The sequence below is a fragment of the Streptomyces sp. NPDC001002 genome, assembly GCF_053599215.1.
The window spans coordinates 1-15,101 of record NZ_JBSFLV010000198.1 but is presented as its reverse complement, the minus strand read 5'-3'; the positions used below and the strand labels follow the sequence as shown (position 1 = coordinate 15,101).

Genomic DNA, 15,101 nt, shown 5'->3' with positions numbered 1-15,101 from the left:
GCACTTATAATGGGGGGTTTGTTCGGGCTGGGGGGGGGCCCCGCCAACCTGCGTCGGCGCCCCCGCGACGCGTGTCAGGAAGACCGTCGCCGAGTTGGGCCCCTGCGGCTTGACCTTCTTCCGCAACTCCTCCGGCTCCACCGCCGACCCCCGCTTCTTCACGGTCAGGATCCCGACCTCCCGCTCCCGCAGCAGCGCCTTCAACTTCTTCAGATTGAAGGGCAGTCGGTCGGTGATCTCGTAGGCGGTGGCGTACGGGGTCGAGTGCAGTTCGTCCGCGGTGACGTAGGCGATGGTGGGGTCGATCAGGCCGCCGTCCAGCTCCTCGGCCACCTCGGCGACCAGATGGGCACGGATGACGGCGCCGTCGGGCTCGTACAAGTAGCGCCCCACGGGCCGGACTTGGGGATCCGGGAGGCCCCTGCCGAGCAGGGTGCGCGGGCCCGGCAGCAGGGTCGCGCGCACCGCTCCCGGCTCGGTCCCGAACCACAGGACCGCTTCCTTCACGTCCCCGCCGTCCGAGATCCACTCGGCCTCGGCCGCGCCGGGCACTGCCTCGTGCGGGATGCCGGGGGCGACCTTCAGCGCGGCGCGGGGCGCCTTGAGCGCGGCCTCGACGGCCCAGGACAGCGGCGGCGAGTAGGCCTCGGGGTCGAAGATCCGGCCGCGTCCGCCGCGCCGGGCGGGGTCCACGAAGACCGCGTCCCAGCCCGCCGTGTCCACCTCGGTGACGTCCGCCTCCCGCACCTCGATCAGCTCGGCGAGACCCAGCGCCGCCGCGTTCTCGCGCGCCACGGCCGCCGTCAGCGGATCCCGGTCCACGGCGAGCACCCGGATCCCGGCCCGCGCCAGCGCGATCGCGTCCCCACCGATCCCGCAGCACAGGTCGGCCAGCGAGGTCACCCCCTGCGCCTTCAGCCGCTCCGCCCGGTACGTCGCCACGCTCGCCCGCGTCGACTGCTCGACCCCGTTCGGCGTGAAGAACATCCGCCCCGCGTCCTCGGCGCCGAACTTCGCCGCCGCCCGCTGCCGCAGCCGGGCCTGCCCGAGCGCCGCCGACACCAGCTCGGCGGGATGCTCGCGGCGCAGCCGGGTGGCGACGGCGAGTTCGTCGGCCGGGGCCGTGTCGCGGACCTCGTCGAGGAGGGCGCGGCCTTGCGGGGTGAGGAGAAGGGCGAGGTCGTTCACCGGGTCATTGTGGGCCAGTCGGTGGATGGTGTGCCGCCGGCCGCGGTGTCGGGCCGGGAGCAGGGGGCTGGGCTGCGAGGATCCGGCACCATGCGAGCAGTCGTACAAAATGACAAAAATGGGTCGTTCTGGGGTCGGCGGGTCCGTGGCGGAATCGCCGTGCTCGCCGTCGCCGCCCTCGCCGCCGGCTGTGCGCAGGACGGCGGGCGGGACGCGGCGGACGGGCATGGGCACGGAGTGCGGCCGGCGCCGGGTCAGCAGGTGCTCAAGGCGGGCCCGGCCCGCGCCCTCGACGCGTACGCCACGAGACTGCGTGTCGCGCATGCCGCCCGGGTCGCCGCCGCGAAGCGCTGGGGGCTGCGGACGGTCCCGCTGACCGCGCCGGCCGCCCCCGCGCACAAGCCGGAGATCACCGCCCGCAAGGGCTTCGAGGTGGACGACCAGGAGGAGCTCGACCTCCCGCCGGTCTTCACCACGATCCCCACCAAGGAGAAGGTCGTCTTCCTCACCATCGACGACGGCGCCGAGAAGGACCCGGCGTTCCTGCGGATGATGAGCGACCTGAAGATCCCGTACACCGCCTTCCTCAGCGACTACCTGATCAAGGACGACTACCCGTACTTCAAGAAGATGCAGGACCGGGGTGTCGTCCTGAACAACCACACCCTCCACCACCCCTACCTGCCGGCCCTGTCCTACCGCCGCCAGAAGCACGAGATCTGCGGCATGCAGGACGTGATCGAGAAGCGGTACGGCAAGCGCCCCACCCTCTTCCGCCCGCCCTTCGGCAACTACAACCAGGACACCCTGCGCGCCGCCAAGGACTGCGGCATCAAGTACGCGCCGATCTGGGACGAGGAGGTCTTCGTCGACCACTGGGAGTACCGCGAGTGGGACCGGGACCTGCACCCCGGCGACATCGTGCTCAGCCACTTCCGGGGCCGCGAGGACTGGAAGGGCACCATGCCCGACATGGTCCGCCGCTTCCTCGACAAGGTCACGGCCCAGGGCTACGCGGTGGCCCGGCTGGAGGACTACCTGTGAGAACGCGGGGCCGGGGCCTGCTGGCCGGCGTCCTCGCGGCCGCGCTGCTCGCCGGCTGCGCCCAGTCCGTCGACCCCATCGAACGGCTGGGCAGAAAGGCGGCCCAGCGGGTACGCCCGCACGGGCCGGCCGGCGCCGCGCAACCGCCGTACCGCCGCTGGGGCCTGACCGCCCCGCTCGCTCCGGCCCCGCGGGCCGTCCGTCTCCCCGCCGCTCGCTCGGCGGGCCCGGGGCTGCCCCCGGTCCTCTCCCGGGTGCCGACCCGCGACAAGGTGGTCTTCCTCACGTACGACGACGGCGCCGAGCAGGACCCGCGGTTCGTCGACATGGTCCGTGAACTCCGGCTGCCCGTCAGCATGTTCCTCACCGACAGCGTGGTGGGGCCGGGGTACGGCCACTTCGCGCGCCTCCAGTCGGTCGGCGCGACCATCCAGAACCACACCCTCGACCACGCGGCCCTGCGCGGCCTGCCCTACCTCGGCCAGCGCGCCGAGATCTGCGGCCAACAGGACAAACTCCGCACCCGCTTCGGCCTCCGCCCCCGCCTCTTCCGCCCGCCCTACGGCACGTACGACACGACGACGCTCCGCGCGGCGGGGGACTGCGGTGTGTCGGCGGTGGTGCTGTGGCGGGCCGCGGCGGTGGACGACGGCACGCTGACGTACGACGCAGGGGCGCGGCGGCTGCGGCCGGGCGACATCGTGTCGATCCCCTCGGACGAGACAGCGGGCCTGACCCTGCGGGAACGGACGGTAGGGGTGCTTCGGGAGGCGGAGAAGGCGGGACTTACGGTGGGACGGCTGGAGGACTACCTGTAATCGGCTGGGGGGCTTTCTGTACGTCGTCACGTGACCGGCATCTCGTGGCTAATTGGCACTCCGCTTGACCGAGTGCTAACTGCGGTCATAGTCTCGGTGCTGGCACTCCCCGTAGGAGAGTGCCAATAGCGACGGGCAGGTCCGGCACCCGCGACGACGGATCCACCTGGTCGCCACCTCAGACAGTTAACCCCGTGAGATCTCCGAAGGGGGAGGTCGGATCGTGACGACCGCCAGCTCCAAGGTTGCCATCAAGCCGCTCGAGGACCGCATTGTGGTCCAGCCGCTCGACGCCGAGCAGACCACGGCCTCTGGCCTGGTCATCCCGGACACCGCGAAGGAGAAGCCCCAGGAGGGCGTCGTCCTCGCCGTGGGCCCGGGCCGCTTCGAGAACGGCGAGCGCCTGCCGCTCGACGTCAAGACCGGCGACATCGTGCTGTACAGCAAGTACGGCGGCACCGAAGTGAAGTACAGCGGCGAGGAGTACCTCGTCCTCTCGGCTCGCGACGTTCTCGCGATCATCGAGAAGTAATTCTCTTCGATTCACCCAGTTTTGCAGTGAGCTGCGCCCCTGGCCCCCGCGACCTTATGAAGCCGGGTGCCGGGGGCGTGGTTCGTTTCACCCACGTTTTTCGAGAGGGCTGAACCGCTCCCATGGCGAAGATCCTGAAGTTCGACGAGGACGCCCGTCGCGCCCTCGAGCGCGGCGTCAACAAGCTTGCCGACACGGTCAAGGTGACGATCGGCCCCAAGGGCCGCAACGTCGTCATCGACAAGAAGTTCGGCGCTCCCACCATCACCAACGACGGTGTCACCATCGCCCGCGAGGTCGAGCTCGACGACCCGTACGAGAACCTCGGCGCCCAGCTGGTGAAGGAGGTGGCGACCAAGACCAACGACATCGCGGGTGACGGTACGACCACCGCCACCGTGCTGGCCCAGGCGCTCGTCCGTGAGGGCCTGCGCAACGTCGCCGCCGGCGCCTCCCCGGCCGCCCTGAAGAAGGGCATCGACGCGGCAGTCGCCGCCGTCTCCGAGGAGCTGCTCGCCACCGCGCGCCCGATCGACGACAAGGCCGACATCGCGGCCGTCGCCGGTCTGTCCGCGCAGGACAGCCAGGTCGGCGAGCTCATCGCCGAGGCGATGGACAAGGTCGGCAAGGACGGTGTCATCACCGTCGAGGAGTCCAACACCTTCGGTCTGGAGCTGGACTTCACCGAGGGCATGGCCTTCGACAAGGGCTACCTGTCGCCGTACTTCGTGACGGACCAGGAGCGCATGGAGGCCGTCCTCGACGAGCCCTACATCCTCATCACGCAGGGCAAGATCTCCGCGATCGCCGACCTGCTGCCGCTGCTGGAGAAGGTCATCCAGGCCAACTCCTCCAAGCCGCTGCTGATCATCGCCGAGGACGTCGAGGGCGAGGCCCTGTCGACCCTGGTCGTGAACAAGATCCGCGGCACCTTCAACGCGGTCGCGGTCAAGGCCCCCGGCTTCGGCGACCGCCGCAAGGCGATGCTGGAGGACCTGGCGATCCTCACCGGCGCCACGGTCGTCTCCGAGGAGGTCGGCCTCAAGCTCGACCAGGTCAACCTGGACGTGCTCGGCTCCGCCCGCCGCGTCACCGTCACCAAGGACGACACCACGGTCGTCGACGGTGCCGGCGACTCCGGCGCGGTCACCGGCCGGGTCGCGCAGATCAAGGCCGAGATCGAGAACACCGACTCCGACTGGGACCGCGAGAAGCTCCAGGAGCGCCTCGCGAAGCTGGCCGGCGGCGTGTGCGTGATCAAGGTCGGCGCCGCCACCGAGGTGGAGCTGAAGGAGAAGAAGCACCGTCTGGAGGACGCCATCTCCGCGACCCGCGCCGCGGTCGAGGAGGGCATCGTCTCCGGTGGTGGCTCCGCGCTCGTCCACGCCGCGAAGGTGCTGGAGGGCGGCCTGGGCAAGACCGGCGACGAGGCCACCGGTGTCGCCGTCGTGCGCCGCGCGGTCGTCGAGCCGCTGCGCTGGATCGCGGAGAACGCCGGCCTTGAGGGCTACGTCATCACCGCGAAGGTCGCCGAGCTGGAGAAGGGCCAGGGCTTCAACGCCGCCACCGGCGAGTACGGCGACCTGGTCAAGGCCGGCGTCATCGACCCGGTCAAGGTCACCCGCTCCGCCCTGGAGAACGCCGCTTCCATCGCCTCCCTGCTCCTCACGACCGAGACCCTGGTCGTCGAGAAGAAGGAAGAGGAAGAGCCGGCCGCGGCCGGTGGCCACAGCCACTCCCACTGACGCAGGTCGGTAGGCCGGTAGGTCGTCGAAGGCCCGGCACCCCTCAGGGGGCGCCGGGCCTTCGCGCTGCCGGGGCACGCCCCGCGAAGTGGTGCGGGGGATCAGGCGCTTCGCTTCGCGTTCCGGTTCGCCGCCCGTGGCGATCACCGCCGGGGCGGCAGTCGGTGAGGGGTCCCGCTGGAGCGGGCGAGTGCCCGAGTCGGCACGGCCGCCGACTCCGACCTGCGGATTCCGGTGCCTCGATTCCCCGCACCAGCTGGCGGGACGCCTCCCGCCACCGTCACTGCGGCCCGTACTTCCGCCCGGTCTTCGACGTGATCCCGCCGAGGACCGCCTGCGGAGTGATCTTCACCAGGCCCATCAGCACCTTGTAGCGCGGATCCGGGATCGACAGCGACTTGCCGCGTGCCAGGTCCTGCAGCGCCGCCGCGACCAGTTTGTCCGCGTCGAGCCACATCCAGCCCGGGATGTTGCCCGTGCCCATCCCGGCCCGCTCGTGGAACTCCGTCCGCACGAAGCCCGGCGCCAGCGCCATCAGCCGCACCCCGCTGCCGGCCAGGTCCTTCGCCGCGCCCTGCGTGAACTGCACGACCCACGCCTTGGACGCGCCGTACGTCCCGCGCGGCACGAAGGCGGCCACCGACGCCACGTTGACGACCCCGCCCCGCCCGCGCTCGCGCATCGCCTCCGTCGCCGCCGACGTCAACCGCAGCACCGCCTCGCAGTGCACCTTGAGCATCCTCAGCTCGTCGGCCATCGGTACGTCGAGATAGCGGCCCTTGTTGCCGAAGCCGGCGTTGTTGATCAGCAGGTCGACCGGGTTCTTGCGGTCGGAGAGGCGGGCCGCCACCGCCTCGATGCCGGTGTCGGTGGCGAGGTCCGCCGTCAGGACCGTCGCCTCGATGCCGTGCCGGTCGTGCAGCTCGGTCGCCTGCTGCCCGAGCCGCTCGGTGTCCCGGGCCACCAGCACCAGGTTGTGCCCGTCGGCCGCGAGCCGCCGCGCGAACGCGGCGCCGATGCCCGCGGTCGATCCCGTAATCAGAGCCGTTGTCATGGCGCAAGATTAGTGACCTGGAACGCATTCGCCCGATTGCTGCACACGGCCTCCCGATACGTGAAGGCCCGGCGAACAAAGCCCGCGCGGGCGGTCGGTCCGCACGCTCCGGAACGGTCGGCCCACGCGCTCCGGAACCCTCAGCCCGCGTGCTCCGGCGCATGCCCGGCGGCGTGCTGCGCCGCGTACTCCCGCGCCTGCGCCAGCGCCTCCGGGTGCAGCGCCGCGCCCGCGGGCAGCAGGCTCGGCAACAGCTCACGCCGCGTGGTGACCGCGCGGAACTGCAGGGCCACCGTCACCTCGTGGTCCGGGCGGTGCACGACCTCGATCGGATCGCCGGCCCGGATCTCACCCGGCACGATCACCCGGAAGTACGCGCCCGGCGCGCCCCGCTCCGTGAACCGCTTCACCCACCGCTTCTCGCCCAGATGCTCCTGGAACGTGCGGCACGGAATCCGACCGCAGGTCACCTCCAGGACCAGCTCGGCCCCGACGCGCCAGCGCTCCCCGATCCGCGCCCCGGACACGTCCAGACCCCGCGTCGTCAGGTTCTCCCCGAAGGCGCCGTTCGCGAGCGGGCGCCCCAACTCCCTTTCCCAGTCGTCGAGATCCTCGCGCGCGACCGCGTACACCGCCTGGTCGTCCCCGCCGTGATGCCGCAGATCGCATACCTCGTCCCCGGCCAGCCCGCTCGCGCCGACCCCCTTCGCCCCGGGCGCCGACACCCGCACGGGCCCGGCCACCGGCCGCTTGTCGATGCCGGTCACGCCCATGTCCGCGTACGGGACCGCCCGCGCGTGTCCCAGGTTCAGCGAGAGAAGCTCCATACGGGCACGATAGCGAGCCCCATATCAAAGCGTCGACGCATTTTTCGACGACGTATCAAAGGCTCGCTTATCAGTCGCCTATCCTCGAAGGATGATCGAGGCACGTCATCTCCGCGTTCTGCGCACGGTCGCCGCCACCGGCTCCTTCTCGGCGGCGGGGCGTGCGCTGGGCTGCACCCAGCCCGCCGTCAGCCAGCAGATGAAGGCGCTGGAGGCGTCCGTGGGCACGCCGTTGCTGATCCGCAGCGGGCGCGAGATGCGGCTGACCCAGGCGGGCGAGGCGCTCGTCCGGCACGCGGGCGGCATCCTCGCCGGGCTCACCGCCGCCGAGGAGGAGGTCGCCGCGATCGCGGGTCTGCGCGCGGGGCGGGTGCGCCTGGTCTCCTTCCCCAGCGGCAGCTCCACGCTCGTACCGACCGCGCTCGCCGCCCTGCGCGCCGCGCACCCCGGCACCCGCGTCTCCCTGGAGGAGGCCGAACCACCCGCCTCCGTCGACCTGTTGCGTGAGGGCGACTGCGACATCGCACTCGCCTTCCGCTACGAGGGCGCCGCGGGCGCGGAGGAGTGGGACGACCTCGTCGTACGTCCCCTCCTGACGGACCGCCTGGTCGGGCTCGTGCCGGAGCGGCACCGGCTCGCGGGGGCCGGCACGGTGGCCATCGGCGAACTCGCGGACGAGCCCTGGATCGCCGGATGCCCGCGCTGCCGCGGGCAGTTGGTGGAGGTGTGCGAGGGCGCCGGCTTCACCCCTCGCATCGACTTCGCCACCGACGACTACCCGGCCGTCGTCGGCCTCGTCGGCGCGGGCCTCGGCGTCGCCGTCCTGCCCCAGCTCGCCATCGAGTCCGTACGACCGCGGCACGCGCGCGTGCTGACGCTGGAGCCGGCGGTGCGGCGGGAGATCGTCGCGCTGACCCTGCCCGACCTGGCCCAGGTGCCGGCGGTCGCGGCGACGCTGGAGCAGTTGGGGCGGGCGGTGGCGCGGTAGAGAGGCCCGCTGGCTAGCGGTAGGGAGGCCCGCTCGGTGAGCGGGTCCGCAGACAAGGCGATGGGCACGCGTGCGCGTGCCCATCGGCCTGGTGTCCTGTCCAGGAGCTGTTCCGGAGCCCTGGATCGCAGAAACGTTCCTTCAGTTGTTCGAAGCGCCGTCCCCGGCACCGGCCGAAGCCGACACCAACCGGTTCCGCGCCCGTCCCATCAGCTCTTCGCGCTCGTCCTCGGTCAGGCCGCCCCACACGCCGTACGGCTCTCTGACCGCCAGCGCGTGCGCCGCGCACTGCGCGCGGACCGGGCACCTCATGCAGACCTCCTTGGCCGAGTTCTCGCGAGCGCTCCGGGCCGCACCGCGCTCGCCCTCCGGATGAAAGAAGAGCGAGCTGTCCACCCCGCGGCAGGCAGCCAGAAGCTGCCAGTCCCACAGGTCCGCGTTCGGTCCAGGAAGGCGGGAGAAATCTGCCATTACGTGACCCCTTGTAGCCGTGCTGAGCGGATACGGTGCCCACGACCGTACATCTACTATCTAAGGAGATGAAAATATGACTCATTGCGAATCTAGCCTCAGACACCAGCAGAAGGGAAGAAATAGAGCTAAATGGGGCACCGGTTGTGATGAAACGTTGTGGGTCGGCGTCGCACGTCTGCGCTGTGTCCGCCCCCTCACGTAGAGTGCCGAAGATGGCACACGGCCCCGTAACTCTTTCGAGTGACCATCGTTGAGAGTGGCGGAGGCGGTTGGAACAACGAGTGCTCGGGCAGGCGTCCGAGACGGTCGACCGCACAGGTGACGATTTCGTACCAGCCTGGAGGCTCAAGGTGACGTGCATCAGCTGCGGAGGGCGGCCATGACATCCGTCCTCGTCTGCGACGACTCCCCGCTTGCCCGAGAGGCGCTCCGCCGCGCGGTCGCGACCGTGCCCGGCGTCGAGCGCGTGACGACCGCGGCCAACGGCGAGGAAGTCCTCCGCCGCTGGGGCGCCGACCGCTCGGACCTGATTCTGATGGACGTACGCATGCCCGGTCTGGGCGGCGTCGAGACCGTCCGGCGGCTGCTGTCCGCGGACCCGGGTGCGCGCATCATCATGCTCACCGTCGCGGAGGACCTGGACGGGGTCGCTCTCGCGGTCGCGGCCGGTGCGCGGGGTTATCTGCACAAGGACGCCTCGCGGGCGGAATTGCGGGCGACCGTCACTCAGGCTCTTGCCGATCCGACGTGGCGGCTGGCGCCGCGGCGGTTGCGGTCCGCGGAGATGGGGGCGGCTCCTACGCTCACCGCGCGTGAGATTCAGGTCCTTGAGGGGATGAGTCACGGGCGGTCGAATGCGGAGATCGGGCGGGAGTTGTTCCTTTCCGAGGACACCGTGAAGACGCATGCTCGGCGGTTGTTCAAGAAGCTGGGTGCGTCCGACCGGGCGCATGCGGTGGCGCTCGGCTTCCGTTGGGGATTGGTTCGCTAAAGGTCGGTTCCAAAGGGCTCGGTCCTACAGGTTGTCGCTTTGGTGCGGGTCGTTCGTGGCTGGTCGCGCAGTTCCCCGCGCCCCTGAAGGGGCGCGGTCGCGAGGCCGGTTGCACGGCCCCGTCGGCGCCCCGCTGCTCGTTTCGGCGCGGATGCCGCATCCTTGAGGTGTGGAGTCTCTCGGGGACGAGTCGGTCGAGCGGAAGGGGAGGGTGCAAGGGATGAGTTCCGGCGCACCTGCTCATAACGCTTCGGCACACAACATCGGACGCGGTGCCACGGACCGCACGGCCGCAAGGCACCATGGACCGATGCGCGACGACGAGGCGGCCGGGGCCGCAGGGGCGATCGGTGCACTCGTCCATCGCGCCGTCGACGGGGACGAGCAGGCCACGCACGACCTGCTCGCCCATGTCCACCCCCTCGCGCTGCGCTACTGCCGCACCCGTCTGTCCCGGCTGCCCGGCGACGCCCGGCACTTCGTGGAGGACCTCGCGCAGGAGGTCTGCGTCGCCGTCCTGCTCGCGCTGCCGCGCTACCGGGACACCGGACGCCCCTTCGAGGCCTTCGTCTTCGCCATCGCCGCGCACAAGGTCGCCGACCTGCAGCGGGCGGCGATGCGGCACCCCGGCTCGACCGCGGTCCCGTCCGACGAGATGCCGGAGCGGCCGGACGACTCGCTCGGCCCGGAGGAGCGCGCGCTGCTCAGCAGCGACGCCGAATGGGCCAAGAAACTCATGGCCAACCTGCCGGAGAACCAGCGCGAACTGCTGCTCCTGCGCATCGCCGTGGGCCTCACGGCCGAGGAGACCGGCCAGATGTTGGGAATGTCACCCGGCGCGGTGCGGGTGGCACAGCACCGGGCACTGAGCCGGCTGCGGGCGCTCGCGGAGCAGTAGGGCCGGAGGGGAACGGCAAGGCCTGCGGGGCGTGGGGCTTGTGGGGGCTTTGCCTGAACGGCCCGGCGGCCGGTTGCGTACGAACATACGAAGCCGGGGGCGGACGTAACCGTGGAATTTGGGACCGGTGGTTCCCGTTAGCATGGACATCCGCACCGATCAAGGCCATTTGGGGAAGGTGTCATGACTGCGAACGTCGACGGAGTGCCCGGAAAATTCGCGACACTCGGGCTGACCTACGACGACGTGCTGCTGCTGCCGGGAGCGTCCGAGGTGCTCCCCAACGCGGTCGACACCTCGTCCCGCATCTCCCGCAATGTGCGGGTGAACATCCCGCTGCTGTCGGCGGCGATGGACAAGGTGACCGAGTCCCGGATGGCGATCGCGATGGCCCGCCAGGGCGGCGTCGGCGTGCTGCACCGCAACCTGTCCATCGAGGACCAGGTCAACCAGGTCGACCTCGTGAAGCGCTCCGAGTCCGGCATGGTCACCGACCCGATCACGGTGCACCCGGACGCGACGCTGGCCGAGGCGGACGCGCTGTGCGCCAAGTTCCGCATCAGCGGCGTCCCGGTGACGGACGGCAACGGCAAGCTGCTCGGCATCGTCACCAACCGCGACATGGCCTTCGAGTCCGACCGCACGCGTCAGGTGCGTGAGGTCATGACCCCGATGCCGCTGGTCACCGGCCATGTCGGCATCTCCGGCAGCGACGCCATGGGGCTGCTGCGCCGCCACAAGATCGAGAAGCTTCCCCTGGTCGACGACTCGGGCGTCCTCAAGGGCCTCATCACCGTCAAGGACTTCGTCAAGGCCGAGCAGTACCCCGGCGCGGCCAAGGACTCCGAGGGCCGGCTGATCGTCGGTGCCGCCGTGGGCGCCAGCCCCGAGGCGCTGGAGCGGGCCCAGGCGCTGGCCGAGGCCGGCGTGGACTTCCTGGTCGTCGACACCTCGCACGGCCACAACAGCAACGCCCTCAGCTGGATGTCGAAGATCAAGTCGAGCGTGCGCGTCGACGTGATCGGCGGCAACGTCGCCACCCGTGACGGCGCCCAGGCGCTCATCGACGCCGGTGTCGACGGCATCAAGGTCGGTGTCGGCCCCGGCTCGATCTGTACGACCCGGGTGGTCGCCGGCATCGGTGTCCCGCAGGTCACCGCCATCTACGAAGCCTCTCTCGCCGCCCGCCCGGCCGGTATCCCGCTGATCGGTGACGGCGGCCTGCAGTACTCCGGCGACATCGGCAAGGCGCTGGCCGCCGGCGCCGACACGGTGATGCTGGGCTCGCTGCTCGCCGGCTGCGAGGAGTCGCCCGGCGAGCTGCAGTTCATCAACGGCAAGCAGTTCAAGTCGTACCGGGGCATGGGTTCGCTCGGTGCGATGCAGTCCCGCGGCCAGGCCAAGTCGTTCTCCAAGGACCGCTACTTCCAGGCCGAGGTGTCCTCCGACGACAAGCTCGTGCCCGAGGGCATTGAGGGCCAGGTGCCCTACCGCGGTCCGCTGGCCAACGTCCTGCACCAGCTGGTCGGCGGCCTGCGCCAGACCATGGGCTATGTGGGTGCCGCCGCCATCGACGAGATGGAGACCAAGGGCCGCTTCGTCCGGATCACCTCGGCGGGCCTCAAGGAGAGCCACCCGCACGACATCCAGATGACGGTCGAGGCGCCGAACTACAGCCGCAAGTAGTCGCCGGACCTCAGTTTGGGGCGGTCCCGGAGGATCCGGGGCCGCCCTTGTCGTACCCGTCGGCGATACTGGAAGACGCTGAAACGCAGAGGGAAAGGCCACAGACGTGACTGAGATCGAGATCGGGCGCGGCAAGCGCGGCCGGCGGGCGTACGCCTTCGACGACATCGCCGTCGTCCCCAGCCGCCGCACGCGGGACCCGAAGGAGGTCTCGATCGCCTGGCAGATCGACGCCTACCGCTTCGAGCTGCCCTTCCTGGCCGCTCCCATGGACTCGGTCGTCTCCCCGGCCACCGCGATCCGCATCGGCGAGCTCGGCGGCCTCGGCGTGCTGAACCTCGAAGGGCTGTGGACGCGGTACGAGGATCCGCAGCCGCTGCTCGACGAGATCGTCGAGCTGAACGTGGACGCCGCGACCCGCCGCCTCCAGGAGATCTACACGGCTCCCATCAAGGAGGAGCTGATCGGGCAGCGCATCAAGGAGGTGCGCGACTCGGGCGTGGTCACCGCCGCCGCGCTCTCCCCGCAGCGCACGGCGCAGTTCTCCAAGGCCGTGGTCGACGCGGGCGTGGACATCTTCGTGATCCGCGGTACGACGGTCTCGGCGGAGCACGTGTCGGGCTCGCACGAGCCGCTGAACCTGAAGCAGTTCATCTACGAGCTCGACGTCCCGGTGATCGTCGGCGGCTGCGCCACGTACACGGCGGCGCTGCACCTGATGCGCACTGGCGCGGCGGGCGTGCTCGTCGGCTTCGGCGGCGGCGCCGCGCACACCACGCGCAACGTGCTGGGCATCCAGGTCCCCATGGCCACCGCGGTCGCCGACGTGGCCGCGGCCCGCCGGGACTACATGGACGAGTCCGGCGGCCGGTACGTGCACGTGATCGCGGACGGCGGTGTCGGCTGGTCCGGCGACCTGCCCAAGGCGATCGCCTGCGGCGCGGACTCGGTGATGATGGGCTCCCCGCTGGCCCGCGCGACCGACGCGCCGGGCCGGGGCCACCACTGGGGCATGGAGGCGGTCAACGAGGAACTGCCCCGCGGCAAGAAGGTCGACCTCGGCACGGTCGGCACGATCGAGGAGGTCCTGGCCGGCCCCTCCCACACCCCCGACGGCTCGATGAACTTCTTCGGCGCCCTCCGCCGCGCGATGGCCACCACCGGCTACAGCGAACTCAAGGAGTTCCAGCGGGTGGAGGTCACGGTGGCGGACTCACAGCACAAGCGGTAGCCCGTAGGACGCGGTTTCTACGACGAGAAGGGGGCCGGTCACCTGGTGAGGTGACCGGCCTCCTTTGTGCTGTCCGGGCCCTGTGCCGTGGTCAGAGGCGGTGCGCCGCCCCCGTCGGGGTCGCTCCGCAGGTGTCGAGGAGGAGTTGGGCCTTTACCGAGAGGCCCTGGAGGTCGTACGTGCGGTGGTGTTGGAGGAGGATCGTCAGGTCTGCTTCGGCGGCGGCCTCGTAGAGGGAGTCGGCTCGGGGGACCGGGCGGTCCAGGACGCTCCAGGACGGGACGTGCGGGTCGTGGTAGCTGATTGAGGCGCCGAGTTCCATGAGGCGGACGGCGATCTCGCGGGCGGGGGTGGCCTGTTGGTCGGCGAGGTCGGGCTTGTAGGTGACGCCCAGGAGGAGGACACGGGCGGCGCGGGCCGACTTGCCGTGCTCGTTGAGGAGGGCCGCGGCGCGCTGGATGACGTAGCGCGGCATCTGGGTGTTGACCTGCTGGGCCAGTTCGACCATGCGCAGGGTGCGGCCGGTGTGGCCGGTCAGGTCCTGGGGGACGGCGTGGCCGCCGACGCCGGGGCCTGGGCGGAAGGCGTGGAAGCCGAAGGGCTTGGTCTCCGAGCAGCGGATGACGTCCCAGAGGTCGACGCCCAGGTCGTGGCAGAGGACGGCCATCTCGTTGACGAGCGCGATGTTGACGTGCCGGAAGTTGGTCTCCAGGAGCTGCACGGTCTCCGCCTCGCGCAAGCCACGCGCGCGTACCACCTTGTCGGTGAGGCGCCCGTAGAACGCGGCGGCGGACTCGGTGCACGCGGGCGTGAGGCCGCCGATCACCTTCGGTGTGTTGGCCGGGGTGAAGTCGCGGTTGCCGGGATCCACCCGGCTGGGGGAGTACGCGAGGTGGAAGTCGCGGCCCGCGCGGAGTCCTGAGCCGGCTTCCAGGATCGGGCGCAGGATCGTCTCCGTGGTGCCCGGGTGCACGGGCGACTCCAGGATCACGGTGGTGTGCGGGCGCAGCTGCGCGGCGAGCGTGCGGGCGGCCGTCTCCACCGGGGTGAGGTCGAGGCCGCCGTCGGCGCCGCGCGGGGTGGGCACACAGATGACCGCGGTGCGTACGCGGCCCAACTCGGCCGGGCTGGTCGCGTGCCGGAAGCCCCCCGAGAGCATCCGGCGCAGTTCGGCGGGGCTGAGCGAGCCGGGCTCGGGCCCGGTCCGGTAGCCGAGCGTGGAGATGCCGGCGGCGACGGCGGCCTGGGCCAGCGGCAGGCCGAACGGGCCGAGTCCGATGACGGCGAGATCTGCGGGCATGGCGTGGGCCGTCCTTCCCAGTAACCGAAGCGGGACAGGTGCGCAAGCCCTGTGGACAGAACGAGCGAGCGCAATGTCAGACTAGGAGTAAATATGACCGATATGTTGGATTGGTCGGCTGCGTTTTCCGGGCCGCCCGTGAATGTTGTCCACAGGCTGGGGGTGGGGCCTTCCTTTCGGATCAGACTGGCTGTGAGGCTCGGTGCGTCTTGGCCGACCCGAGCGGGGTCTGGTGCGTGCAGCTGCAAGGCGGAGGAGGGAGTCATGGCGGAGCCATGGCGAGTGACGACAACGCGGCAGATGTGCGTGCCAGGGCCCGCGACGC

14 protein-coding genes are annotated in these 15,101 nt (G+C 70.7%); 9 read left to right on the top strand and 5 right to left on the bottom strand.

Annotated features, from left to right (window positions below; translation table 11 throughout):
* Positions 1-1,188, bottom strand: a 1,188-nt coding sequence (locus tag ACWDR3_RS43700; protein ID WP_450358267.1) for a class I SAM-dependent methyltransferase, incomplete at its 3' end; no start/stop codon positions are given.
* Positions 1,189-1,278: 90 nt separating this feature from the next.
* On the opposite strand from ACWDR3_RS43700, the gene ACWDR3_RS43695 reads away from it, so the two are divergent.
* The 4 genes from ACWDR3_RS43695 to groL all read left to right on the top strand — a co-directional run bounded on the left by ACWDR3_RS43695 (position 1,279) and on the right by groL (position 5,327).
* Positions 1,279-2,232, top strand: coding sequence for a polysaccharide deacetylase family protein (locus tag ACWDR3_RS43695; protein WP_450358266.1), 954 nt, complete (start codon positions 1,279-1,281; stop codon positions 2,230-2,232).
* Complete coding sequence (locus ACWDR3_RS43690) at positions 2,229-3,050, top strand: polysaccharide deacetylase family protein (RefSeq protein WP_450358265.1); 822 nt, start codon at positions 2,229-2,231, stop codon at positions 3,048-3,050. The genes ACWDR3_RS43695 and ACWDR3_RS43690 overlap by 4 nt, the downstream gene beginning before the upstream one ends.
* A gap of 223 nt (positions 3,051-3,273) precedes the next feature.
* Entirely contained in the window at positions 3,274-3,582 is a 309-nt protein-coding gene (gene groES / locus ACWDR3_RS43685) for a co-chaperone GroES (protein ID WP_008747517.1), read from the top strand.
* Positions 3,583-3,704: 122 nt separating this feature from the next.
* Complete coding sequence (gene groL / locus ACWDR3_RS43680) at positions 3,705-5,327, top strand: chaperonin GroEL (protein ID WP_450358264.1); 1,623 nt, start codon at positions 3,705-3,707, stop codon at positions 5,325-5,327.
* 280 nt (positions 5,328-5,607) lie between these two features.
* Here groL and ACWDR3_RS43675 read toward each other — a convergent pair whose 3' ends face one another.
* Both ACWDR3_RS43675 and ACWDR3_RS43670 read right to left on the bottom strand, forming a co-directional pair.
* Positions 5,608-6,381 carry an SDR family NAD(P)-dependent oxidoreductase gene (locus tag ACWDR3_RS43675; protein ID WP_450358263.1) on the bottom strand — a complete coding sequence of 258 codons (774 nt, stop codon included), beginning with the start codon at positions 6,379-6,381 and terminating at the stop codon, positions 5,608-5,610.
* Positions 6,382-6,521: 140 nt separating this feature from the next.
* Positions 6,522-7,208: an MOSC domain-containing protein gene (locus ACWDR3_RS43670; RefSeq protein ID WP_450358262.1), complete on the bottom strand. Its 687-nt coding sequence runs from the start codon at positions 7,206-7,208 to the stop codon at positions 6,522-6,524.
* A gap of 91 nt (positions 7,209-7,299) precedes the next feature.
* Between ACWDR3_RS43670 and ACWDR3_RS43665 the strand changes: the two genes are divergently transcribed.
* Positions 7,300-8,196 (top strand): LysR family transcriptional regulator, encoded by an 897-nt coding sequence (locus ACWDR3_RS43665; protein ID WP_450358261.1) that lies wholly within the window; start codon positions 7,300-7,302, stop codon positions 8,194-8,196.
* A gap of 141 nt (positions 8,197-8,337) precedes the next feature.
* Here the strand turns inward: ACWDR3_RS43665 and ACWDR3_RS43660 are convergent, their stop codons facing one another.
* Entirely contained in the window at positions 8,338-8,667 is a 330-nt protein-coding gene (locus tag ACWDR3_RS43660; RefSeq protein WP_450358260.1) for a WhiB family transcriptional regulator, read from the bottom strand.
* 382 nt (positions 8,668-9,049) lie between these two features.
* On the opposite strand from ACWDR3_RS43660, the gene ACWDR3_RS43655 reads away from it, so the two are divergent.
* From ACWDR3_RS43655 to ACWDR3_RS43640, 4 genes are all read left to right on the top strand, one after another.
* Positions 9,050-9,661: a response regulator transcription factor gene (locus ACWDR3_RS43655; protein ID WP_003948568.1), complete on the top strand. Its 612-nt coding sequence runs from the start codon at positions 9,050-9,052 to the stop codon at positions 9,659-9,661.
* Between the two features lie 310 nt (positions 9,662-9,971).
* Positions 9,972-10,559, top strand: coding sequence for a sigma-70 family RNA polymerase sigma factor (locus tag ACWDR3_RS43650; protein ID WP_123998260.1), 588 nt, complete (start codon positions 9,972-9,974; stop codon positions 10,557-10,559).
* 183 nt (positions 10,560-10,742) lie between these two features.
* Positions 10,743-12,245 carry an IMP dehydrogenase gene (gene guaB, locus ACWDR3_RS43645; RefSeq protein ID WP_450358259.1) on the top strand — a complete coding sequence of 501 codons (1,503 nt, stop codon included), beginning with the start codon at positions 10,743-10,745 and terminating at the stop codon, positions 12,243-12,245.
* Between the two features lie 106 nt (positions 12,246-12,351).
* Positions 12,352-13,476, top strand: coding sequence for a GuaB3 family IMP dehydrogenase-related protein (locus ACWDR3_RS43640; RefSeq protein WP_450358258.1), 1,125 nt, complete (start codon positions 12,352-12,354; stop codon positions 13,474-13,476).
* Between the two features lie 91 nt (positions 13,477-13,567).
* On the opposite strand, the gene ACWDR3_RS43635 is transcribed toward ACWDR3_RS43640, so the two are convergent.
* On the bottom strand, positions 13,568-14,776 hold the full coding sequence (locus ACWDR3_RS43635) for a nucleotide sugar dehydrogenase (RefSeq protein WP_450358257.1): 1,209 nt from the start codon (positions 14,774-14,776) through the stop codon (positions 13,568-13,570).
* Positions 14,777-15,101 lie beyond the last annotated feature (325 nt).